General features: G+C 36.9%; 24 protein-coding genes. 11 read left to right on the forward strand and 13 right to left on the reverse strand.

What is annotated here, in order from left to right; all coding sequences use genetic code 11:
- Window positions 1-99: 99 nt before the first annotated feature.
- The 3 genes from R2Q77_RS05190 to R2Q77_RS05200 are packed head-to-tail and all read left to right on the forward strand — an operon-like array spanning window position 100 to window position 2577.
- Complete coding sequence (locus tag R2Q77_RS05190) at window positions 100-1101, forward strand: SPFH domain-containing protein (RefSeq protein ID WP_316802646.1); 1002 nt, start codon at window positions 100-102, stop codon at window positions 1099-1101.
- A gap of 15 nt (window positions 1102-1116) precedes the next feature.
- Window positions 1117-1356, forward strand: coding sequence for a hypothetical protein (locus tag R2Q77_RS05195; protein WP_316802647.1), 240 nt, complete (start codon window positions 1117-1119; stop codon window positions 1354-1356).
- A gap of 30 nt (window positions 1357-1386) precedes the next feature.
- Window positions 1387-2577: a hypothetical protein gene (locus R2Q77_RS05200; protein ID WP_316802648.1), complete on the forward strand. Its 1191-nt coding sequence runs from the start codon at window positions 1387-1389 to the stop codon at window positions 2575-2577.
- A gap of 53 nt (window positions 2578-2630) precedes the next feature.
- Here the strand turns inward: R2Q77_RS05200 and R2Q77_RS05205 are convergent, their stop codons facing one another.
- Together R2Q77_RS05205 and R2Q77_RS05210 are read right to left on the reverse strand one after the other, a co-directional pair.
- On the reverse strand, window positions 2631-4943 hold the full coding sequence (locus tag R2Q77_RS05205; RefSeq protein ID WP_316802649.1) for a TonB-dependent receptor: 2313 nt from the start codon (window positions 4941-4943) through the stop codon (window positions 2631-2633).
- 123 nt (window positions 4944-5066) lie between these two features.
- Entirely contained in the window at window positions 5067-5399 is a 333-nt protein-coding gene (locus R2Q77_RS05210) for a hypothetical protein (protein WP_316802650.1), read from the reverse strand.
- Between the two features lie 68 nt (window positions 5400-5467).
- Here R2Q77_RS05210 and hutU point away from each other — a divergent pair, with 68 nt between their 5' ends.
- The 6 genes from hutU (at window position 5468) to R2Q77_RS05240 (ending at window position 11216) form a co-directional block, all read left to right on the forward strand.
- Window positions 5468-7138, forward strand: a complete 1671-nt coding sequence (gene hutU / locus R2Q77_RS05215; RefSeq protein ID WP_316802651.1) for a urocanate hydratase — start codon at window positions 5468-5470, stop codon at window positions 7136-7138.
- Between the two features lie 3 nt (window positions 7139-7141).
- Window positions 7142-8374, forward strand: a complete 1233-nt coding sequence (locus tag R2Q77_RS05220; protein ID WP_316802652.1) for a tetratricopeptide repeat protein — start codon at window positions 7142-7144, stop codon at window positions 8372-8374.
- On the forward strand, window positions 8371-8940 hold the full coding sequence (locus R2Q77_RS05225) for a TlpA disulfide reductase family protein (RefSeq protein WP_316802653.1): 570 nt from the start codon (window positions 8371-8373) through the stop codon (window positions 8938-8940). Before R2Q77_RS05220 ends, R2Q77_RS05225 begins: the two co-directional genes overlap by 4 nt.
- Before the next feature lie 166 nt (window positions 8941-9106).
- Complete coding sequence (locus R2Q77_RS05230) at window positions 9107-9613, forward strand: GNAT family N-acetyltransferase (protein WP_316802654.1); 507 nt, start codon at window positions 9107-9109, stop codon at window positions 9611-9613.
- A complete protein-coding gene (locus tag R2Q77_RS05235) occupies window positions 9613-10116 on the forward strand; it encodes a MarR family winged helix-turn-helix transcriptional regulator (RefSeq protein ID WP_316802655.1) in 504 nt (167 codons plus the stop codon). Before R2Q77_RS05230 ends, R2Q77_RS05235 begins: the two co-directional genes overlap by 1 nt.
- Window positions 10117-10157: 41 nt before the next feature.
- Window positions 10158-11216, forward strand: coding sequence for a nucleoid-associated protein (locus R2Q77_RS05240; protein ID WP_316802656.1), 1059 nt, complete (start codon window positions 10158-10160; stop codon window positions 11214-11216).
- A 21-nt stretch (window positions 11217-11237) separates the two neighbouring features.
- Here the strand turns inward: R2Q77_RS05240 and R2Q77_RS05245 are convergent, their stop codons facing one another.
- From R2Q77_RS05245 to R2Q77_RS05270, 6 genes are read right to left on the reverse strand one after another with little or no spacing between them, the layout of a single operon-like run.
- Window positions 11238-12584, reverse strand: coding sequence for a DUF58 domain-containing protein (locus R2Q77_RS05245; protein ID WP_316802657.1), 1347 nt, complete (start codon window positions 12582-12584; stop codon window positions 11238-11240).
- Between the two features lie 5 nt (window positions 12585-12589).
- Window positions 12590-13567, reverse strand: coding sequence for a MoxR family ATPase (locus R2Q77_RS05250; protein WP_316802658.1), 978 nt, complete (start codon window positions 13565-13567; stop codon window positions 12590-12592).
- Window positions 13568-13569: 2 nt separating this feature from the next.
- Window positions 13570-14751, reverse strand: coding sequence for a DUF4350 domain-containing protein (locus tag R2Q77_RS05255; protein ID WP_316802659.1), 1182 nt, complete (start codon window positions 14749-14751; stop codon window positions 13570-13572).
- The gene (locus R2Q77_RS05260) at window positions 14748-15473 is read right to left on the reverse strand and encodes a hypothetical protein (protein WP_316802660.1); all 726 of its coding nucleotides are present in this window, start codon (window positions 15471-15473) and stop codon (window positions 14748-14750) included. Before R2Q77_RS05260 ends, R2Q77_RS05255 begins: the two co-directional genes overlap by 4 nt.
- Before the next feature lies 1 nt (window position 15474).
- Window positions 15475-16362 (reverse strand): hypothetical protein, encoded by an 888-nt coding sequence (locus R2Q77_RS05265; protein ID WP_316802661.1) that lies wholly within the window; start codon window positions 16360-16362, stop codon window positions 15475-15477.
- Complete coding sequence (locus tag R2Q77_RS05270) at window positions 16362-17315, reverse strand: stage II sporulation protein M (protein ID WP_316802662.1); 954 nt, start codon at window positions 17313-17315, stop codon at window positions 16362-16364. The genes R2Q77_RS05265 and R2Q77_RS05270 overlap by 1 nt, the downstream gene beginning before the upstream one ends.
- A gap of 163 nt (window positions 17316-17478) precedes the next feature.
- Between R2Q77_RS05270 and R2Q77_RS05275 the strand changes: the two genes are divergently transcribed.
- Window positions 17479-18213 (forward strand): RDD family protein, encoded by a 735-nt coding sequence (locus R2Q77_RS05275; protein WP_316802663.1) that lies wholly within the window; start codon window positions 17479-17481, stop codon window positions 18211-18213.
- Between the two features lie 64 nt (window positions 18214-18277).
- On the opposite strand, the gene R2Q77_RS05280 is transcribed toward R2Q77_RS05275, so the two are convergent.
- From R2Q77_RS05280 to R2Q77_RS05300, 5 genes are all read right to left on the reverse strand, one after another.
- The gene (locus tag R2Q77_RS05280; protein ID WP_316802664.1) at window positions 18278-18532 is read right to left on the reverse strand and encodes a hypothetical protein; all 255 of its coding nucleotides are present in this window, start codon (window positions 18530-18532) and stop codon (window positions 18278-18280) included.
- Window positions 18529-18870 (reverse strand): DUF2752 domain-containing protein, encoded by a 342-nt coding sequence (locus tag R2Q77_RS05285; protein WP_316802665.1) that lies wholly within the window; start codon window positions 18868-18870, stop codon window positions 18529-18531. The genes R2Q77_RS05280 and R2Q77_RS05285 overlap by 4 nt, the downstream gene beginning before the upstream one ends.
- Window positions 18871-19019: 149 nt before the next feature.
- Complete coding sequence (locus tag R2Q77_RS05290; protein ID WP_316802666.1) at window positions 19020-19733, reverse strand: SGNH/GDSL hydrolase family protein; 714 nt, start codon at window positions 19731-19733, stop codon at window positions 19020-19022.
- A gap of 38 nt (window positions 19734-19771) precedes the next feature.
- Entirely contained in the window at window positions 19772-20494 is a 723-nt protein-coding gene (gene lipB, locus R2Q77_RS05295) for a lipoyl(octanoyl) transferase LipB (protein ID WP_316802667.1), read from the reverse strand.
- A gap of 31 nt (window positions 20495-20525) precedes the next feature.
- Window positions 20526-21167 carry a 4'-phosphopantetheinyl transferase family protein gene (locus tag R2Q77_RS05300; protein WP_316802668.1) on the reverse strand — a complete coding sequence of 214 codons (642 nt, stop codon included), beginning with the start codon at window positions 21165-21167 and terminating at the stop codon, window positions 20526-20528.
- 71 nt (window positions 21168-21238) lie between these two features.
- Here R2Q77_RS05300 and dcd point away from each other — a divergent pair, with 71 nt between their 5' ends.
- Window positions 21239-21775 (forward strand): dCTP deaminase, encoded by a 537-nt coding sequence (dcd, locus tag R2Q77_RS05305; protein ID WP_316802669.1) that lies wholly within the window; start codon window positions 21239-21241, stop codon window positions 21773-21775.
- Window positions 21776-21814 lie beyond the last annotated feature (39 nt).

Genomic DNA, 21814 nt, shown 5'->3' on the forward strand with positions numbered 1-21814 from the left:
AAACGTTCTCGATTAAAACAGCCTCATCATTTCGGTAATATTTTAAAATAAACCGAATTGCCTGCTTTCATCAGGAATACTAACTAAAAAGAAAAAATTATGGGCTTAAAAGAGTATTTTAAAAGACAATTATCACAAGTTATAGAATGGAATGATCAGCAAACCGAATTACTTGTTTATAAATTTCCTTCAGAAAATGATGAAATAAAAAACGCTGGTAAACTTATTGTATCGCCTGGGCAAGGAGCTATTCTAATTTACGAAGGAACAGTTACCGATCACATTACAACATCTGGTATTTATAATCTGGAAACAGATAACCATCCTTTTATTACTACACTATTAAAATTAAGGACCAATTTTGAAAGTGAGCATAAGCTTAAAATTTACTTTTTCCGAACTTCAGAAAATGTAAACCAGGGTTGGGGCACATCGCAAGCCATAAAATATGTTGATCCAGTATATCACTTCCCGGTAGAACTTGGCGCAAATGGAAGTTTTTCGTTCAAAATAAGTAACGCTTTACACCTTTTTACCCAGGTGGTTGGATCAAAAGATGTTTATACGGTCCAAGAGGCTCGACAGTTATTGCAAAGTCGTTTCCCACAAACATTAGCTTCTGTATTGGCAACAGCAGGTATTTCTTATCAACAAATAGATGCGCAGTTGGCTACCTTATCAGAAACTTTAAAAACACAACTTAATTTAGAACTTGATAAATTAGGATTTGAGCTTACTGATTTTAAACTGAATGGAACTGTGTTTGATGAAAGTACCAAAGAAAGAATCGGCAAAATTGCAAATATAACGGCTGATGCAATGGCGGCAGACCAAGGCGGGTTAACTTATGTAGAACTTGAAAAGCTGAAAGCACTTAGAGATGCCGCGAGAAATGAAGGTGGCCTGGCTGGTGCAGGCTTGCAGTTTGGCGCTGGAATGGAACTTGGAAAGGCATTTAATGTGGAAAAAGATGCACAGCTAAATAATTCTAATGCAGATCCTGTTGCTAAGCTACAACAACTCAAACTTTTACTTACGGAGGGAATTATTACGCAGGAAGAATTTGATGGTAAAAAGAAAGAATGGTTAGATAAGTTATAGTTAAACCTAAATGATATGAAAAAGATTATTGGCATTCTAATTACCCTTTTAGTTGTAGCATTTGTAGGAATAATTATTTTAAGGGTTTGGGGTATTACTATTATAAGCTTAGATAGCATATTAAAAAGTGGTTTAACCTTGATTTTACTTGGGGCATTAATTGTGGTTTTACTTATTGCATATGGCTTCTTTTTTAGAAATAAGCGTGCGGGGTACAATAAAAATACTGAAGGTAAGGCACAACCTAAACTATAATTAACGATATAAATAGAACTTAACGCTCTTATGGCTAAAAATATTAAAGCAATAAAATGCCCTAACTGTGGCAGTATTCACAAAACAGAAATTAAACCCGATTACTTTAGATGTGATAGCTGCCAAACAGAATATTACCTGGATAACGATGACATAAATGTTAATGTAAACTATAATCATAATTCAGCTCAGCCAACGTTTACTGCTCAACAAACATCAAAAAAAGTGGCGCTCATTTTTGGCGCTTTTCTCATGTTTGTTCTGATGGTATTCTTCTTCTTAGTACCCAGTTCTAAAAAAAGTAGAACCGATAAGATTGAGGAAAAAGAAAAATATGATTATTCAGGTATTGACAATGCAGTTTATATGAATTCCGTATCTGGCGAAGTGATGTATATGAGGATTGCCAGAGAACATTTAAGAGAGAAAAATGGCAATTATGATTTTGTGAATACACACATTGTAGTTGTAAATCCGATAACAAAAAAACAGGTTAAGGATCAAATTATTTTTAATAGAATAAGACGCCTTGACGATCATTCTATAAATTTTAAGATAACGTCAGACCACTCAATCTACATGCTTTATAATGAAACAAAACTTTTTAAGCTTGATAAAGCAGCAAACACTTTGGTTGATGTAACGGAAAGCATGTTTAAAAATTATCCTGAAATAAGTGCAGGTGTCGCTAAAATTAATTTTAACAATGATGATCTGGTTATTTTAACCAATGAGGGCAATAAATTCAATTACATAATCGCCTCAGATCAACTTTTTAAGGATGGGGATTGGAAAGCATTTGAAACTGCAAGAAATAAGCTAATTACTAAGCCATATTTTAGTTTTAATTACACGGATAAATTATCTAAAGTATTGCCCGGCGAGGATTACGATAGAAATAAACCAGGGAATTTTACACCAGACCGGAAGTATTTTCGACCTGAAATTTTATACCAGGATCAAACAAATCTGCTTATCTCTATGAATGCGAATGCCAGCGATAGGTCGCCACTAACGCTACAAAGCCTTGATGTAAATACGGGCAAAATTTTGTGGGTGTTGCCGGGGAAACCGTTATACTATAAAAATGTAACCAAATGTAAAGAGGGTTTTGCAGTACATTATTTTTCGGGCGAAGAAATGGATTACGTCAGTGGGGTTTACATCATTTCTCCTGAAGGGAAAATTTTATACGATTACCAAATGGGTAGAAACGAATAAGCTTATAGCATAAAAAAGCCCCTGCTCGTTATTAAGCAGGGGCTTTTTTATTTCTATTTTACCAAAGTAAAAGGAACATACAAACCGAAGGTAATGTTTCTACCGGTATTGTAAACGCCTAAGTTTGGATTTTCTGAATCAAACCTGCCTGGTTTAAATCTGCTTAAAGCATCGTAATATTTCTGATCTAACAGGTTATTTGCCGATACTGATAATTTAATTGGCTGTTTACCTAAATTAAAGGTAGCCCCAATACCAGCGTTTAGCAAAGTATAACCACTGGTTTTAGTTTCAAAATCCTCATCTATGCGGTTTTGTTTAAATGCCGAATTAATACCCACAGATAGGTAAGCATCATTGGTTCCCTTGAGCTTTGGCTCAAAACGCAATTCGTTTCTTAAATTTGCCGCCGGAATAAATGATAAAGGCTTATCCATTGAGGTGTTTTGTGCATGCACATAACCAAAAGTGTTTTCAAAATGGATAAATGGAACCGGATGAATGGTTAAGCTGGCTTCTGCACCATAAAGGTTTGCGTTTACCTGCCCGTAATGATATACGTTGAACTGATCTCCGTCTACCTCCCTTACTTCGCCATTATTTGAAGCATAAATATAGTTGTGGATATAGTTATTGTAAACACTGGCACTCGCACTCACTATCTTGCCCTCGTATTCTAAGGCAGCATCAATTTGATAACTGCGCTCCGGGTTTAAGTTTGGATTACCAACCTCATAGCGGAAAGTACCCTCGTGCACCCCATTTGAGCCTAACTCAGCAGGGTTTGGCGCACGGAATGCAGAACCAGCATTTGCTTTAAAATTCCATTCTTCATTAAATTGGTGTGTAAAACCTAAAGCACCACTCACGTTAGAAAACTTGTTCTCAAAAGGTGCAAATCTTTCCTCTCCATCATCAAATAACTGTTTGCCATTGTTCTTACGGAAATCGTAACGGGCACCTAAACTGAAAGTATTATTATCCCAGTTCTTTTTAGCATAGGCAAATACACCAATTCCGTAAGTATTATAAGCCGGAACTAAAAATTCTGTTCCTTTATTTTGACTATGGCCGGCATCTGCACTAACACCAAAAACGGGTTGCCATCCATTCATTTCATGGATGTAGTATTTTAAATCTGCATTGTAAGTTTTCAAGTCGAAGAATAAAGCAGGTTCCGGTCCGTCTAATTCGCGACGCTGATTTTGCTGATAACCAAAATCAGCTTTTAAATTACCATTGCCTAAAATGAAGTTGTTATTTAAAGCAATTTTAAAATGCCTGATGTCCTGGCGTGGATATTCTAAATCCCTGCTTTTATAGTCAGAATTGGTAAAAGGATCGCCGTCTTCTTTAACAAAATTTCCATTGTCATCTAAAGTCGGCTCGTAAAAACCGATATTGTTTCTAAAGTTAGATACGTTTAAGTGGGTGTAACCCCAACTTTTGTTCAAACCAACCATTCCACTTAAATCGGTTTCATTAAAACCCGAATTTGGAAAATAGCCTGTTGGTGTTTTAAATGAATAAGCATTTTTGTAGGTGCCGCGCGCTCTCCAAACAAAGCCATTTTCGTTGCCGTTCAGCATTAATGAGTTAGCGGTAAGACCATTATTTGTAGAGTAATTTGTAATAAATTCGCCTTTAATCTGCCCTTCGGGCGGGCTGCTGGGTTCTAATAAGTTTATTACACCACCCAAAGCGTCAGAACCATACATTAAAGAAGCTGCACCACGCAAAACCTCTACACGGTCTGATTTAAACTGATCGATTTCTATACCATGTTCATCGCCCCACTGCTGTCCTTGCTGTTTAATCCCGTCATCCAGCGTTACAATACGGTTATAACCCAAACCTCTTATTACAGGTTTGGAAATAGATGGCCCTGTGGTAATTTGAGATACACCAGGAATCTTTGTTAAAGCATCAATTAAATTGGTAGATGGCGCCAAAAGCTGGTCTTTTCCTACAACAGCAGAAGAAGCACTGTTTCTTTTGCTTGTACTGCTAATCAAACTGCCGGTAATAACAATCTCCTTGGTTTCAATGGCAGTAGGCTGTAGGCTGAAATCTAAATTGCCGCTGCTGGCTAAATTAACTGTTTTGGTGGCCGTTTTGTAACCCACATAATGCACCTCAACCAAATATGTGCCTTTGGCTGGTAAGTTATTTAAGGTAAATTCTCCATTATTATCCGTTACAGCAGTAACGCGCAAATCCGGAATAAAAATGGTGGCGCCAGGTAAAGTTTGCTGATTACTGGCATCCGTTACTTTACCCTTAATGTCTTTTAAAATTGCTGCAAATGCAGTATTCGTAAATATTGTATATAGAATTACAAGGCCGATAAGCTGTAATTTTTTCATGTTATTAATTTTTTAGATGGAAAATGGAATACTCGTAAACCCCCGTTTAAAACAGAATCTTGCCGTATTACATTAATAAATATTAGAAAGCAAACACTTAATTGTTTGCTAAAGCAGAAAAAATTAAGCCAAAGGGGGACCTCGTAAAGTCGTTCTTTTTAATTCGGTATAAAAACTCTTTAAAACAGGCTCGGTTTGTCCGAATAATTTAGCTGAAAGAAAGATTTTATAAAGATGATGCGTTTGAACATAGTTTTTTTCAAAGCCCGCATTACAGATTAAACAATTTTCTGCATGCGCCTGAACGTGTGTTAAGTGTTTGCAGTTAACCTCTTTTGGTACCACCGGAATAGGCTCATGATGGTGTATAAGGTTCCAGGGTGTTAACGCAATAGCAAAAACAACCAGCATAATAGCTGATAAATAATTTTTAATATGTTGCTTTTGCTTTTTCAATGAGCCAAAAGTAGTAAATAGTATCCAAATATATATCTTTGAAGCGTAACATTGCTTTTATAGTGAATATGACTACAACTCTAACCAACGGTTTAAATTTAAGCCAAAAACAAACACCAACAGGCCCCGAACTAAATTGTAAAGGCTGGATTCAGGAAGCAGCATTGCGTATGCTTTTAAATAATTTAGACCCTGATGTAGCCGAAAGGCCCGAAGATTTAATCGTTTATGGTGGTCGCGGCAAAGCGGCAAGAAATAAGGAGTCCTTAAGCCTGATTATAAAGGCACTTAAAGAATTGGAAGACGATGAAACCCTTTTAGTTCAATCGGGCAAGCCCGTAGCCGTATTGCCTACGCATAAAGATGCACCGAGGGTTTTAATTTCTAACTCGCAACTGGTTCCAAAATGGGCTACCCAAAAACATTTTGATGAATTGGAAGATAAAGGATTAATGATGTATGGTCAAATGACCGCCGGATCCTGGATTTATATCGGTTCGCAAGGTATTGTGCAAGGTACTTACGAAACTTATGCGGCCTTAGCTAAAAAGCATTTTGAGGGCAGTTTAAAAGGTAAGCTGAATGTTACGGCTGGTTTAGGCGGCATGGGCGGCGCACAGCCTTTGGCCATAACCATGAACGAAGGCGTTTGTTTGGCAGCTGATGTAGAAGAGTGGCGCATACGTAAACGCTTAGAAACCCGTTACATTGATGAGATTATTTTTGACCTCGATGAAGCGATTGATAAAGCTTTGATGTATAAAAAAGAGGAAAAAGCCATTTCTATTGGTGTGGTTTGTAACGCTGTAGAATTGTTGCAACGCCTGATAGATCGTGGAATTACCCCTGATACTTTAACCGACCAAACTTCGGCACATGATCCTTTGATAGGATATTTCCCCGAGGGATTAAGTGTTGATGAAGCTGCGGCCTTACGTACAGGTAATCCTGAAGAGTATGTAACCAAATCTTATGCAACCATGGCTAAACACGTAAAACAAATGCTCGAATTACAAAAACGTGGTGCCATAACCTTCGATTATGGGAATAACCTGCGTGGAAGAGCTTTGGAAGTTGGCGTAGAAAATGCATTCGACTTTCCTGGATTTGTACCTGCTTACATCCGTCCATTATTTTGTGAGGGAAAGGGCCCGTTCAGATGGGCAGCTTTAAGTGGCGATCCGCAGGATATATACGAAACAGATAAGCTGATTTTGGAACTTTTTCCTGAAAATGAAAGTTTACACCGCTGGATTAAAATGGCACAGGAGCGCATTGCTTTTCAGGGTTTACCTGCCAGAATTTGTTGGTTAGGCCTGGGTGAAAGAGAAAGGGCCGGATTGGCATTTAATAAGCTGGTTGCAGAGGGTAAAGTAAAAGCACCAATCGTAATTGGTCGCGATCATTTAGATACTGGTTCCGTTGCTTCGCCTAATCGTGAAACAGAAGCCATGTTGGATGGATCTGATGCGGTGGCAGACTGGCCGGTGTTAAATGCATTAATTAATACCGCCGGAGGCGCAAGCTGGGTATCGCTACACCATGGTGGTGGCGTTGGTATTGGTTATTCTATTCATGCCGGCATGGTTATCGTTGCCGATGGAACAGATGAAGCTGCCGTTCGCTTAAAAAGAGTTTTACATAACGATCCGGCAATGGGTGTAATTCGCCATGCTGATGCCGGTTACGATATCGCAAAAGATACTGCCCGTAAGTTTAGATTAGGACTAAAGGATTAAGCCATGAAAAAAATCATTATTGCTTTACTAACAATATTAAGTTTTTCTGTTTATGCACAAGATGAAACTTTTGAGCAATTAATGATTAACGGAAAGGCAGAATTTAAAAAAGAACACGAAGCCCAAAATTATGATCTTGCAGTAAAAAATCTGGAAAAAGCGGTTCAGTTAAAACCTGATAATGCAGAAGCACATTACTTTTTAGGCTATGCATACAGTCGCTTAAATTCAAAAGATGGCAAGGGTATTATTGGAATGACCTTACCCATTTTAATTAAAACAAGCGAGCATCTTGAAAAGGTTAATAAACTTTCTCCCAAATATAAAGGAGAAATGCTGATACTCGATCCTTACAGTAAGATTAGTAGCGAGTGGGGCTCAATGGCCATGAATTATATTTTTCACAATAAAATAGATTCAGCAAAATGGGCCTTTGCAGAAGGCATTAAAAGAGGTGGCTTTGATTCATTTGTAATTAAAACGGCAAAAAATGCTTTAGATGCCTGCACAAAAGATGCAATTTTAATTTCTTATGGCGATTCGTGGACTTTTCCATTATGGTACTTGCAATATAATGATGGCTATCGAAAAGATGTATCCATTATAGATCTCGGCCTGCTGAATACTAAATGGTATCCACATTTTTTAACAGGGAATAAAACAATCGAATTTGGTTTACAAAAAGCAGTAATAGATAGCCTGGAGTACATTCCATGGAAGGAAAAAACCGTTACTATTAAAAATACCCAAAGCGGTGGTGTTTTCAGCTGGAAGGTTAAACCTCGTTATGCAGGTCAGTATTTAGGGAAGGATGATATTTTAGTACTTAGTTTATTAAAGAAAAACGAATTTAAACGTCCGGTTTATTTTACTCGTTTATTTGATGATGATGCAAGATTATCTCTAACAGATAATATTACGGAAGGTGTTTCGGTAGATAAATTAAACATTGATAAAGGTGCAAATCCACTTCCGAAGGTGTTTAAAGCCGAATTGATTAATACATTGGAACTGGCAAAAGAGGTAAACTTTAATAGCGAACAGGAAGTTAATCAAATGAATTCAATGCGATATCTGATTTACGTACAAGCTAAAAAATACATTGAAGAAAATAAAAAGGCAGAAGCAGCAGATATCTTGCAGCTTATAAAGACTTATTTGCCTGAAGATAAATTTCCGGTTTCAGTTGAATTTAAGAACGAAATTGAGCGCACAATAAAATTAGCAAAGCAATGAAATTGATTAAAAAGCACATCATTAACATCTTATTCATTATTTTATTCCTGGTAATCATTTTTGTGCCTGATGCAAAAGCCATGCTGATCCAGGGTTTGATTAAAGTAGGTTTCTATTCCCCTAAAATAGAAGAAACTAAAGTTGGTGTAAGCAACTTAAACGGCATTCAGTTTAAGAATGTAAAAGGCGAAGTGGTTGATTTAGGCGATTTAAAAGGTAAGGTAATCTTCCTGAATTTCTGGGCAACCTGGTGCCCGCCCTGCAGGGCAGAAATGCCATCGCTTAATAAATTGTACAATCAGTTTAAAGACAATAAAAATGTGGTTTTTATTTTTGCGGATGCAGATGGTAACCTGGCGAAATCATCGGAATTTATGCTGAACAGAAAATTTGAAATGCCTGTTTATAAGATAGAAAGCGAGATTCCGACACAGATTTTTGAAAGTGCTTTGCCAACAACAGTCATTTTTGATAAGCAAGGGCGTTTATCTTTCAGGCATGAAGGCATTGCTGATTATTCCAATAAAAAGTTTGTAGATTTTCTGAATAAACTCATAGGTACTTAACCTCGAAAAAGAAAATTGGAAAGGTCCTGATGTAAATCAGGACTTTTTAGTTTAATACTTCCCCGTTATGCTTATTATGGATTTACAGTCATTTTGATTCATCAAATGATCTAAAAATTTTAATATATGTAGTTAACTACATATATTTGTTTTATAATATTTAATCATGCAAAAGGAATTTAAAATAGAACGTTTGGATAATCAATTTTGTGAAGCGATTATCGGGTTAATTTTGCCCATCCAACAAATAGAGTTTAATGTAGATATAGATTTAAATGCGCAACCAGATCTTTTAGATATAGAAAGTAATTATGATGGAACCGGTGGCGCTTTCTGGGGTGCCAAAATAAATGAAGAACTTGTAGGAACTATTGCCCTGATAGCCATTCCGGAACATAAAACAGGCGTAATCCGGAAGATGTTTGTTAAAAAAGATTTCAGGGGAAAAGAACTGGGCATTGCGCAGGAACTATTTGCAACGCTTATTAATTATTGCCGCGAAAATGGTTTTAATGAGATATATTTGGGTACAAAAGATGTATTGCAGGCGGCCTGCCGTTTTTACGAACGCAATGGCTTTGTGAACATTCCGGCTGAAAGTTTACCTGCTTATTTTCCAAGAATGGAAGTCGACAATGTATTTTATAAGCTTAGTTTAAAACCCGTTCAATAATGGAACAAAATGTAATAGATGCTTCCGGATTACTTGCAATTTCTACACGTTTACAGCGTTTAAGCGATCAGATTCGCAAAGATGGGGTATTAATTTACAAAGCTTTTGGTATTGATTTTCAACCCAAATGGTTCCCGGTTTTGTATACATTACATAAAAAATCTGCGATGAGTGTAGTTTTACTTTCCGAAGAAATTGGCTATGCTCATCCTTCAACCATCAGTTTATTAAAGGAACTGGAAAGGGAGAAACTCATTCGTTCTAAAAAAGATAAAACTGATACCCGGAAACGCTTGGTGGAGCTTACCGAGAAAGGCGAAACTTTATTATCGACCATGAAACCGGTTTGGGATGTAATTATACAGGCAACTGCAGAAATTACCAATACCCAAAATAATTTAATGAAGGCCATTGTTGAAGTTGAAGAGGGGTTGAGGCAAAAGGGTTTCCTGGAAAGGGCTCAGGCTTATTTTCCGGATAAAACCATAAAAACAGATCTGTAAAAATCTCCAAAACCCCATGGCTTTTTACTACTTTTGCTGCTATGATTTCATTTTTCGAAGCTTCGCTTAAGCAACTTTCCATTCACCATACAGGTAATAAATTATTGGATGAATATTACAGACTTTCTGATAAACCGCTAAATATAAGTGATGAAATTTTGGGAAATTTGTTGATGCAATATTTCTTAAAACCTTTTGAAAAGGTAAATGAAGTCTATCGTTTTTATCATCCTAACGATAATTTGCAGCTTAACGAAGTGTATCATTTTGTACATGAGATTTTTGAGAATAATGAACTTTTTCACGAAAATTCTCAGCAGCTGGCTAAACATTTACATGATGTTGCCAATCATCCAAAGATTAAATCGGGCGAATTTTATGTCGCATTTTTTCATAATGTTCAAATTGAAGGGGAGCAGCTGGATGTGGTTGGGATCTTTAAATCGGAAACAAAAGACACTTATTTAAAAGTTTATCCTGAGGATGATGGTTTCGGAATGAGCTTTGAACAGGAAGCCATTAGCATTAATAAGTTAGACAAAGGTTGTTTGATTTTTAATACCGACCAGGGCGAAGGCTACAAAGTGGTGGTTTTGGACCAAACCAACCGGAGTACAGAAAGTGCGGTATATTGGAAAGACGAATTTTTAAAATTGAAAATCCGTAACGATAGTTATAACCAAACCAACAATGTACTTGGCGTTTATAAAAACTTTGTCACACAGAAGCTGGACGACGATTATGAAATCAGCAAAGCAGATAAAATTGATCTGTTAAACCGTTCTATGAAATATTTTAAGGAAAAGGAAACCTTTGATATTGAAGAGTTCGGAAACGAAGTAATTGGTAACGCTGAGGGAATAGAATCTTTTAAAAACTATAAGAAAAATTACGAAGAGGAATACGAAAGTCCGATTGCAGATAATTTTGAAATTGCCGAATCAGCAGTTAAAAAACAAGCCCGGGCCTATAAAAGTGTTTTAAAGCTGGATAAAAACTTTCATATTTACATTCATGGCAACAAAGAACTGATTGAGAAAGGTTACGATGATGATAAGCTAATGAATTACTACAAGGTTTTCTTCAGAGAGGAAGAATAAATACGCCTGGCTGTATTCAAATTAAATTCTTTGTTGTGCTTTAAGCGCCAGATATTGATTGACTACATTTACCGTTAAATTTTGTGGCGGTGTTAAAAGACTCAGTATGCCATATTTGGCAAGCTCTTTTACCATCAGTTTCTTTTCGTAGGCAAATTTTTCTGCTACAGTTTTAATGTAAATGCCTTCAACATCCTTGGCAGGCTCTTCGCTAAGCGATTTCAAGGTGGTGTTTTCAAAAAACACCACTAAAAGTAAATGGAACTTCGCTATTCTTTTTAAATAAGGCAACTGTCTTTCCAATGCAGACATGCTTTCGAAATTAGTGAAGAAAATCATCAGGCTGCGCTGTTTTAACGTTGCACGCACACTGATGTATAAGGCTTCCATATCTGTTTCCAGGTAACGGGTTTTTTCCTTGTAAAGAACCTCCATAATTTTGTTCAGTTGTGTTGGTCGGCGGTCGGCCGGCACAATACTTCCTGTTTTTTCAGCTACCGTAATTAAACCGGCCTTATCTTCTTTAATCAAAGCCACGCTGCTCAAAATCAAACTGGCATTAATGGCATAATCTAATAAGCTCAGGCCATCAAAGGGCATTTTCATAGCCCTCGATTTATCAATTACACAATAAATGTGTTGTGCTTTTTCATCAGTATATGCATTAACCATTAACTCGCCTTTGCGGGCTGTAGCTTTCCAGTTAACCGTTCTGTAATCATCGCCAGCCACATAGTTTTTAACCTGATCAAACTCCATGCTGTGCCCAATTCTTCTCATTTTTTTAATTCCAACATCCGTTAAGCGATTGGAAATTGCCATGAGTTCGTATTGCCTGAGTTTTAAAAATGAGGGGTATACCGGAACGGTTTTATTTACCCCGAGGTTAAACCTGCGGCTTAATAAACCTAATGGCGATTGAACGTAAAGCCTGGTTTGCCCAAATTCATATTCTCCCCGTTTGGTTGGGCGAAGGAAATAAGTTATAATTTTCTGTTCCCGGGCAGATAAGGAAGAATTAAACCATAAATCGCGTTTTTGAAATTGAAAAGGAATTTCATCAATGATCCCAATTTTGACCTGAAAAGGATAAAAATTTTCGAGGTATATTTTCAATTCATTATCATCCCCATTGCTTAAACGGTCGGGGGTATCCCTCCGCAAAAAAACACCTTTGTTATTTCTATACAATAAAATGAAATCGAGAATAACCAATACAATCAGGGCACCAAAAAAGAAATAAGGCAAATCGCCTAAAAAGGAAACAAAAAAAGAAAACACAAATAAGCATACACAAACGCCAATGGCGATGAATAGCCGGTTTCCCAGAAAAAGATCTTTATAATATTTCCTTAGGGTGTTCTTCATAATACTTACCTCGGCACTTCTATTTTCTTTATAATCTGGGCAACGATGTCGGCAGCGGTGAGTCCTTCCATTTCCTTTTCAGGACTTAGCATAATGCGATGAGCCAGTACCGGAGTGGCGACCTTAATAATGTCTTCGGGAGTTACAAAATCCCGGCCTGCCATGGCCGCTATTGCTTTGGCGCCATTAACCATCGCTAAAGAAGCTCTTGGAGATGCTCCAAGGTATAACGATTTATTGTTGCGGGTTTCGTGTGTTATTTGTGCTGCATAAGCCAATAATTTTGGCTCAACAAATAAAGCCTTAATGGTTGCGCGTAACGACTTTACCTGTTCAACAGATAAAACGGCTTTAATTTCGTTCAGCTGGTCATCTGTTTTATGTTGATGCTGATTGGCTAAAATCTCTATTTCTTCTTCTAATGAAGGGTATTTGACTTCGATTTTGAAAAGAAAACGATCTAATTGTGCCTCTGGCAGGCGATAGGTTCCCTCCTGGTCTATCGGGTTTTGAGTAGCTAAAACCATAAACGGTTCGTCTAAATGATAGGTGTGCCCATCAACAGTAATCTGGCGCTCTTCCATAGCTTCGAATAAAGCAGATTGCGTTTTGGCTGGTGCGCGGTTAATTTCATCAACCAGTACAATGTTTCCGAAAATCGGCCCCTGTCTGAATTGAAATTCAGCCGTTTTAGGGCTAAACACCGCAGTTCCCAATACATCAGATGGCATTAAATCAGGTGTAAACTGAATACGGGAAAATACGGCCGAAATACACTTGGCAACCAATTTTGCACTTAAAGTTTTGGCTACGCCGGGTACGCCCTCCAATAAAAGATGACCATCTGCAAGCAAGCCTGCAATTAAAAGATCTATTGTGTCTTTTTGTCCAACTATAATTTTGCCCAGCGTTTCTTTGATTTGCTGTACGGCCGTGTTTAACTGGCTCAAATCTGTACGTTGGTTAAACATTTCCTGTTCCATATTTATTGGTCTTGTTTATAAAATTGTTCAATTATTTTGTTCAGGTCAATTAAATGCTGATCACTCACCATTTGTCCTCTTCCTAAATGATAAATTTCGATTAAAAGATTTTCTATGGTTTCAGGTGTCGCATCTGAAACATGAATCAGCTTTTCTTTAAATTCCTGATTAAGGTCTAATGTTCTTAACCTGTACTTATTTCTTATATATTCCAGTAAGAATTTTACTTTTTTCTCTGCTATATCGCGGTTATTTCGCTGCTGATAATATACACGCCCAACCACCTTAACAAACTCTACAGAAGTATTGCTTAACCTGTTTATTACCGGAATAATTCTTTGTCGTCTTTTAATTTCAAAGAGAACGAAAGCCAGCAGGCCAAACAGCGCAATATAATACGCCCATTTTAACGGTGGGTTATTAAAAATTACCCTTAAAGGAGCGGTATCTTCATCATCAGGCCTGGTAAAATGTTCATCCCAGATAATGGTTTTTACGTTGGGTAAATAAGATAAGGCTTTGGATGTATACTCCAGTCCATCGGGCTTTAATAAACTGTAATTGGTTAATAGTTGCGGGTTGGGCAGAATAAACAAGGCACCTTTTCCAAAGTTGTATTGTACAAAATTAGCTTCCTTCTTTTCTCGGTTACCTAAAACTATGGCTCTTGCAGAATCAACTTTTTGAAAAAACTGCTGACTAATTCCTTTATCAAAATAATAACCATTGCTTTTACGTAAAGCAGGATTGGTAAAATTTACCGGAGATTTTTCTTTGGGTTTCAGGGTAAAATCTGATGAAACATCAAGTTTTAAGGTGTCGGCCAAAACGCCGTTTATCCTGAAAGCGGCAATAAAAATATGATTTCCGCTTTCCATGTAACGGATCATTTCCCTGTAATCCAGTTTGTCAATATTAAGGGAAGAAGCGATAATAAAATAGTTGGAGGCACCTGCTGGTTTATCTTTTAAGGTATTATAAACTGGCTTTTTAGATTTTTTAACCTCGGCACCGGGAAAAATATCATTTATGCGCTGGCGTAAAATATAAGTACCAAAAGGAATTTTATCTTCTGATAAATAAGTTGGTGTCCAATTGGTAGGTTTGGGTTTAAAATATTGTGCAAGCAGGTATGAAACCAATAATACTGCACTAAAAATCAGGTATTTTCTCAGTCCGCTCATCCTATTTTCTGATTAAATTGATGAAAGGATTGATTAATAGGCTCGAAACTTTGTTTGTCTATAAAAAAGTCGCCATACCAGATGTATTCAAATTGTTGTGTCAGTTTGGTAAATTCTGCCTGGGCGTTTTCACTTTTAATTTCCTGGATATAAGCTTGGTTGGTTTTTTCGGGCATCCAGATAATCACCTGCCCGTCGCTTAATTTTTTTAAGGTTTTTAAATATAAAAGCCTTACCACCAAACGATAATTGCTGTTTTGAAGTGCTTTCTCAATTTGCTCATCAAAATTTATTTCATGAATGTTTTCTAAGCTTTCTTCAAAGGGTACTTCCAGTTGTTTTGATTTTCCGGTAAGCAGTTTAAAATCTATGCCAATAAGTTTCATTACAATAAATACAATGAGGGCAATGGCAACTCCAATAAGCAGGTATTTCAAGAAACCACCACCAATGGCATTACCGAAAACTTCACTAAATAAGCTGCCAAGCCACCTTAAAAAACGATCCCACCAGCTTAAGCTTTCTGGTGGTACATCATCATAAATGAAATCTTTTTGTTTACTGTAGCTTTTTATGGCAGCCTTATCAAGACTGCGGATGTCTATTTTACTGCTGTCTGTTTTTAAAATAATACTTTTTTTAGGCGCAGCCTGTTTTTGCTCAGGTTTTGCCTGTGCCGTACTTATGCCAATAAAGAGAATTAAAATAAGCAGTAAACGCATGTTAATATTCTTCAGGGTGTATGTAAGTTTGATCGCCAGTTTTCCCTAAACCATCAATTCTGTCCATTAAACCGCTGCTTTCTTTACGTTCTACAAGATTGAAATAAATAAGGGTTCCACATATCAGGGGAATGATTGTAAATATGTAGGATATGTATTGTAAAATGGAAATTAAAAAAGCGTAGGTTTTGGTAAGGGGATTTGCGGTATGGGTAAAGGCGCCTACCATGCCCAGAATAATTGCGGGTAATTGGGTAAGAAGCATGCAGCCATAGGTAATTACCCAGATGATAATAAGTACGGCGGCGGTTATCCACCATTCTTCGTTTAACAGTTTAAATGAACGGCCAAAAGAGTAACCCAGGCTTCCGTTTTCTATAATCATAATCGGATAAAAAATGGTAACTGCAGGGAACACATAAATGCCGGGAATAATACAGCATATAAAACATACCGTGGCAAACAACGAAATTACAATTCCACTGCCCAGCATTCTGAAAAAGTAAAACTTAAAATAACTCCAAACCTCTTCTACACTTGGCGCTACATTTCCTTTTTGAACATATAAAGCAATATAACTTAAAATGGTAATATACATGGAAGTATAAGAAAGAACCATGAAAATAATAACCAGTATATATTGAATGCCGATTTTTGCAAATATGCTAAATGGAGAACTTCGATAGGAACCTGAATATGGATTGCTTTGTAAATCTACCAGTTGTAACTGGGTCATGATGGAGCTGATCATACCGCCCAAAATGAAAATGCCGCAGATGTAAAGAAATGCTTTACCTAAAGGTTTGAAATTTTGTCTGATAAATAAAAAAGTATCGCCAATAAGTTCTCCAAACTCCCGTATTTTTCTAAATTCTACTTTTTCTGCCATTATAATTCTTGTTGAGTACGTTTAAATAGTTTTATGGGATAAATAATTACATAACCGACCATAAAAGCAAGCGAGCCACCTAAAATGGTTATGCTTAGCCAAATTGGCATTTCTGTGTGCCGGGTAACAAAGCTTTCAAAGAAGGCAGCCAATAAAATAATTGGGACAATGCCCAATGCAATTTTTGAAGCATCTTTTGCGCTGTTTTTTAAAGCGGTTAAACGTGTGTGGGTTTTGGGGAATAATAATCCGCTGCCTAAAACTAAACCGGCCCCGCCTGCAATTACCGCAGCTAAAATTTCCAGCGTACCATGAATCCAAATGACCAAAATGGATTGCGTGCCTAAACCCCTGCTAAAGAAAAAGTATTCAAAGGCTCCAATCATGATTCCTGTTCTGAGCAGAAAAAACACAGGCCCAATTGAAAAGAAAGCACCGCTTGCAAACATGAGCAGCATAACCCAAACATTATTGGAGGCGATTTGTAAAAACATCTGAAATTCGCCTTGTTGTTTGTATACACCAAAAGGATCTCCCTTGGCAATATTTTCATTCGTCATATTTACATAGCGATCGCCGAAAAACATGCGTAAAAATGAATCGTCATATTTGGCCGAAAGCACTCCGATGCAACAGGAAATAATAAAAAAAATAAAGGAGTATAAAAGCTGTTTCCGATATTGATAAAATAATAAAGGCAACTCATATTTCCAGAAACGAACAAAGCGACCCTTTTCTTCTTTTTTGTTTTTGTAAATGGCCTGATGTAAAACAGAAGCAATGCCATTTAAATAGGCGGTGGTTTTAGATTTGGGGTAAAATGTTTTGGCATAGGCCAGATCATTTGTTATATCGATAAAACGATGTGCCAGTTCATCAGGATTGTCTGTGCGCATTTGCTCATAGCCTTTCCATTTTTCAGAATTTTGCTTTACAAACAGCGCTTCCCTCATAAAGAATTTCCGGTTTTAAATTTTGGTTAAAATAAAACAAAAATCTTATTAGTCAATGGAAATATGTAAGGTTATTATTTTAAACTATTTTCTATAAAAGAGAATAATAAAATTAAGCGGAGTTAGCAGGTCTTAAAAACTATTTTTTTATGTTTGAGTAGATATGGAAACAATAAAAGTTAGTACAAGCCAACATGTGGATATAGATTATGCTGTAGCCGGTTTAGGAGAACGTGTTGCTGCGAGGTTAATAGATTTAGCATTGTTTGTGCTTACTTTTTTTGTATTTCTGTTTCTCTTTTCGATGATGGGCATTTTAAGTGGTACAGGCATTTTACCTACAGTGCTTATAATTATCTATTGTACGGGTTTTGTTTTTTATGATTTACTATGCGAAATCTTGATGAACGGACAGAGCGTTGGGAAAAGATTCCTTAAAATCAGGGTTATTAGTCTGGATGGTTCGCAGGCCAGTTTAGGCCAGTATTTTATGCGATGGGTATTTAGGATCGTTGATTTTGTGTTAACGGCTCAATTGGGTGGTTTGGTTTGTGTAGCGGTAACAGAGAATAAACAACGTTTCGGTGATCTTGTAGCAGGAACAACTTTAATTAAAACAGAGCCTGCCACGGCATTTCAGCAAATTGCTTTCCATCCAATTGTAGAAGAATATACCCCGGTTTTTGATAATGCAAATCTGATGACGGACCGGGATATTGAACTGATCCACGAAGTTTTAGTAACCTATTATAAAACGGGTAATCATACCTTAATATACCAGATGGCCGCCCGGGTTTCAAATCATTTGAGTGTTGTCGTTCCAACAGGAATGCACGAATTGAATTTTTTAGAAACCATTATGAAAGATTATAACTATATAACGGCCAATGTAGATTAAACAAAAATATCCTGACGCCTTTATTGGCAACAGGATATTTAAATTATTTGTTGCAGAGTGTTTATTAAACAAGTCCGCCGCCTAAAATTAATCTTAGTCCACCAAATAAAATGGCAATAGCGCACAATACAATGCCTGTAACCGCTGCGCCTGTAGGCATATTTTTTTCGGTTTCCTGGTTATAGCCAACTACGCTTAAAATTAAGCCAACTACGGCAAAAGGAATATTTAACCAGTTAAATGCTCCAAAGCAAGGGATGAAGCCTAAAAGCATTCCCAATATGGCTAAAATTCCAAATATCAATCCTACTGTTTTCATTGTTTACTGTTTTTTGTTTGAAAGTGATTTATTAATTTAAATGTTGAATAAGCGAAAAATATAAAACCATTAAATAACATGGCCGTAAATAAAACGATACTGCCCTTGTTTAACACTAAAGCTTCCTTAAAATTTAAAGATCCTATTTGAATAAAAGCCCTTGTCATGCCACAGAAACTACATGTTTCCTGATTTAATTTTGAAGTACAGGTTGGCATCAGATTGAAATAATCAGGGTTTACAAACTTGCTGGCCAGGATAATTAAAAGCGCCAGGATCGAAATAATAATCCACACAGTTCTAAATGCAAAGGTTGTTTCGGGATGATTTAATTTCATTTGAGATGGTTTAAGATAGAATTCAACTATCTTAAATGGAGCGTTTAATTATTTGGTTTATGGAACCTGAAGCATTGGTTTCGTTTAACAATGATAAAATAAAAATCGTTAAGAAAGGATATAATTTCTGATTAAATTTTTTAAAAGAGTTATTGCTTTAGTGCTGCTGTAACCTTTGGCAATAAAGCCGCAGTCCATTCGCCATACATTTTACCACTTGGGTGCAGGCCATCCGCAGCAACAAGAGAAAGGTCGTTAGCCGCATTTCGGGAGGCTGCTGTAATGTCTGTGTAACTTACGCCGGCAGCAAGCGTGATTTCTTGATTCGCTGCATTAAAATTATTGATTTCTTCTGCAATCGTCTGGGCGCTTCGCGGGCCATTTTTTGCGAATGGTGTAACACCCCAGTCGGGAATAGACACAACAAAAACCCTGCGTTTATCGCCGTTGGCAAAAGTTATTGCCTGTTGCAGCAATTCTGAAAACTCTTTTTTATAAGTTTCTATAGAATAACCTCTATACTGGTTGTTAACTCCTATAAGTAAGGTTACAAAATCGTACTTTCCGGTTAAATTAGCTTGTTTAATGGCGTTTTGCAATTCATCTGTTGTCCAGCCGGTTGTTGCGATTATTTTAGGCGTTTTTACATTAAGTTGATTCGTCTTTAACGCATTTTGCAATTGAAAAGGAAAAGATTCTTCCTGTTTTACCTGTTCGCCAATGGTATATGAATCGCCAAGGGCAAGATAGGTGTAACTTTTACCGTCAAAAAGTGTATCAGGTGTATAGGCAGGCATAGTGGTTGATTTTGTGCAAGCCGAAGTTAGTAAAGAAAATAAAATTGAGCAGAATAAAACTTTCATAGTATAAGCTACGAAAAATCTATAACAGGCGGTTTTTGTTAAACCAATTTCATTCCGAATAAATCGGCAATATGGTTTTTTAATTTGCCTTTAACCTCTTCCATATCCAGTTTGCGGCCAAGCTCTTGTTGTAAAGAGGTAACGGCTTTATCATCGATGCCACAGGGTACAATGTTTTTAAAATAATTTAAATCTGCATTAACATTAAAGGCAAAGCCGTGCATGGTTACCCATCGACTGCAACGAACGCCCATTGCACAAATTTTGCGTGCTTTTTCATTGTCTGCATCCAGCCAAACACCTGTAAAACCAGCATAACGACCTGCTATAATTCCATAATCTTTTAGCGTTAAAATAACAGCTTCTTCCAGCGTACGAAGGTATAAGTGGATATCGGTAAAGAAATTATCCAGATCTAAAATCGGATAGCCCACAATTTGGCCAGGTCCGTGATAGGTAATATCTCCACCACGGTTTATTTTGTAATAGGTAGCCTGTTTTTCTTTTAGTCCGGCTTCATCCAGAAGTAAATTTTCAGGATGGCCGCTTTTGCCGAGTGTGTAAACGTGTGGATGTTCGCAAAAAATAAGATGATTCGGAGTAGGCAAATGAGCGCTGTTAATGCGGTTTTCAGTTTTAACAGCAACTGTTTTATTCAGTAAATCTTCCTGTTGATCCCAGGCCTGCTGATAATCGATCAAACCCCAATCTGCGAAATTAACAGTTGTATTTTTAATCACCTCTATACTAATATCACTCATCTCGTTAGCTTATTTTGCGAAAATTTTTAGGTTATGCCATAACGTAACCAAGCATATAACCATCTTTTGTTTTAAAATAATTTACCGTTAAAGATCTTGTGCCCTCAGGTAATTCTACTATAGCATTTAAATTGCCTTCACTTTTTAATTTAAAAGGTTTAATGTGGATGTGCTGCTTAAATTCCAAGCCTTTTTTCCCGTACCATTTGTAAATGGCTTCCTTGGCACACCAGCAAACATATAAGCCATCTGTATTGTCGCCAATTTGTTTTTGGGCAAGTTCTATATCACTTAAAAACTTATGTTTTATACTTTTAATCTTATGCTTAATCAGCTCAATATCTACACCAACCGCATGCTCTTTGCTAATCATTACAGCAGCATAATCGTAAGAATGACTAAGGGAAATGAAATATTCGGAGTTAACCAAATAAGGTTTTCCGTGTTCATCAAACTGGCAATCAATATAATCAGTCGTGTTAAGCATGGTTCTGAGCAAAAGCCTGGTACTTAACCAGTGTAAAAGCCTTTTGCCATTATTGAACGTAGAAATAACGTCGAGCTCGTGTTGTTTAAGCTGTAACCCGGCCAGCAATTCGGATTCCGTTTCTTCGATTTTCCAAATGGCCAGAACCGAATGCTCATCAATATTTTTATTATAAACTATGGGCATTTATAAAATTGGGATTAACATGCAAAACTATCTTAAATAAATGATAATTTAGGCCAAAAATAAGCATAAAAATGATATTATCGGATAAAAGGATACTGGAAGAAATTGATAAGGGCACAATTATAATAGAACCTTTTGATCGGGAATGTTTGGGAACCAATTCTTACGATGTACACCTGGGCAAATATTTGGCAACTTATAAAAATAGGGTGCTCGATGCCAAGCTGCATAATGAGATAGACCATTTTGAGATTCCAAAGGACGGTTTTGTTCTTCAACCCGGAACGCTGTACCTTGGCGTAACTTTAGAATATACGGAAACACACAGCCATGTGCCTTTTTTAGAAGGTAAAAGTAGTACAGGCCGCTTAGGAATTGATATTCATGCCACTGCAGGTAAAGGCGATGTAGGTTTTTGTAATACCTGGACTTTAGAAATCTCGGTGGCCCAGCCCGTAAAAATTTATGCAGGCATGCCAATTGGCCAGTTAATTTATTTTGTTGTAGAAGGAAATATAGAAACCATGTACAACTCTAAAGGTAATGCCAAGTACAACAATAAAACCACCCGGCCGGTCGAAAGCATGATGTGGAAGAATAATTTCTAACCGCAAAATTCATTCTAACTTCATAAATATATGCCTCAG

Origin of the sequence: Pedobacter nototheniae (genome assembly GCF_032678625.1) — a bacterium.
GTDB classification, from domain to species: Bacteria; Bacteroidota; Bacteroidia; order Sphingobacteriales; family Sphingobacteriaceae; genus Pedobacter; species Pedobacter nototheniae_A.

Bases quoted from the DNA above. Each gene is read 5' to 3' on its own strand.
- R2Q77_RS05230 (WP_316802654.1), top strand. From the start codon at position 9,107: ATGCAAAAGGAATTTAAAATAGAACGTTTGGATAATCAATTTTGTGAA.
- dcd (WP_316802669.1), top strand. From the start codon at position 21,239: ATGATATTATCGGATAAAAGGATACTGGAAGAAATTGATAAGGGCACA.
- R2Q77_RS05260 (WP_316802660.1), bottom strand. From the start codon at position 15,473: ATGCGTTTACTGCTTATTTTAATTCTCTTTATTGGCATAAGTACGGCA.
- R2Q77_RS05190 (WP_316802646.1), top strand. From the start codon at position 100: ATGGGCTTAAAAGAGTATTTTAAAAGACAATTATCACAAGTTATAGAA.
- R2Q77_RS05240 (WP_316802656.1), top strand. From the start codon at position 10,158: ATGATTTCATTTTTCGAAGCTTCGCTTAAGCAACTTTCCATTCACCAT.
- R2Q77_RS05255 (WP_316802659.1), bottom strand. From the start codon at position 14,751: ATGAGCGGACTGAGAAAATACCTGATTTTTAGTGCAGTATTATTGGTT.
- R2Q77_RS05285 (WP_316802665.1), bottom strand. From the start codon at position 18,870: ATGAAATTAAATCATCCCGAAACAACCTTTGCATTTAGAACTGTGTGG.
- R2Q77_RS05250 (WP_316802658.1), bottom strand. From the start codon at position 13,567: ATGGAACAGGAAATGTTTAACCAACGTACAGATTTGAGCCAGTTAAAC.
- R2Q77_RS05195 (WP_316802647.1), top strand. From the start codon at position 1,117: ATGAAAAAGATTATTGGCATTCTAATTACCCTTTTAGTTGTAGCATTT.
- R2Q77_RS05245 (WP_316802657.1), bottom strand. From the start codon at position 12,584: ATGAAGAACACCCTAAGGAAATATTATAAAGATCTTTTTCTGGGAAAC.
- R2Q77_RS05220 (WP_316802652.1), top strand. From the start codon at position 7,142: ATGAAAAAAATCATTATTGCTTTACTAACAATATTAAGTTTTTCTGTT.
- R2Q77_RS05200 (WP_316802648.1), top strand. From the start codon at position 1,387: ATGGCTAAAAATATTAAAGCAATAAAATGCCCTAACTGTGGCAGTATT.
- R2Q77_RS05280 (WP_316802664.1), bottom strand. From the start codon at position 18,532: ATGAAAACAGTAGGATTGATATTTGGAATTTTAGCCATATTGGGAATG.
- R2Q77_RS05225 (WP_316802653.1), top strand. From the start codon at position 8,371: ATGAAATTGATTAAAAAGCACATCATTAACATCTTATTCATTATTTTA.
- R2Q77_RS05290 (WP_316802666.1), bottom strand. From the start codon at position 19,733: ATGAAAGTTTTATTCTGCTCAATTTTATTTTCTTTACTAACTTCGGCT.
- R2Q77_RS05205 (WP_316802649.1), bottom strand. From the start codon at position 4,943: ATGAAAAAATTACAGCTTATCGGCCTTGTAATTCTATATACAATATTT.
- R2Q77_RS05235 (WP_316802655.1), top strand. From the start codon at position 9,613: ATGGAACAAAATGTAATAGATGCTTCCGGATTACTTGCAATTTCTACA.
- R2Q77_RS05300 (WP_316802668.1), bottom strand. From the start codon at position 21,167: ATGCCCATAGTTTATAATAAAAATATTGATGAGCATTCGGTTCTGGCC.
- R2Q77_RS05275 (WP_316802663.1), top strand. From the start codon at position 17,479: ATGGAAACAATAAAAGTTAGTACAAGCCAACATGTGGATATAGATTAT.
- R2Q77_RS05265 (WP_316802661.1), bottom strand. From the start codon at position 16,362: ATGGCAGAAAAAGTAGAATTTAGAAAAATACGGGAGTTTGGAGAACTT.
- hutU (WP_316802651.1), top strand. From the start codon at position 5,468: ATGACTACAACTCTAACCAACGGTTTAAATTTAAGCCAAAAACAAACA.
- R2Q77_RS05270 (WP_316802662.1), bottom strand. From the start codon at position 17,315: ATGAGGGAAGCGCTGTTTGTAAAGCAAAATTCTGAAAAATGGAAAGGC.
- lipB (WP_316802667.1), bottom strand. From the start codon at position 20,494: ATGAGTGATATTAGTATAGAGGTGATTAAAAATACAACTGTTAATTTC.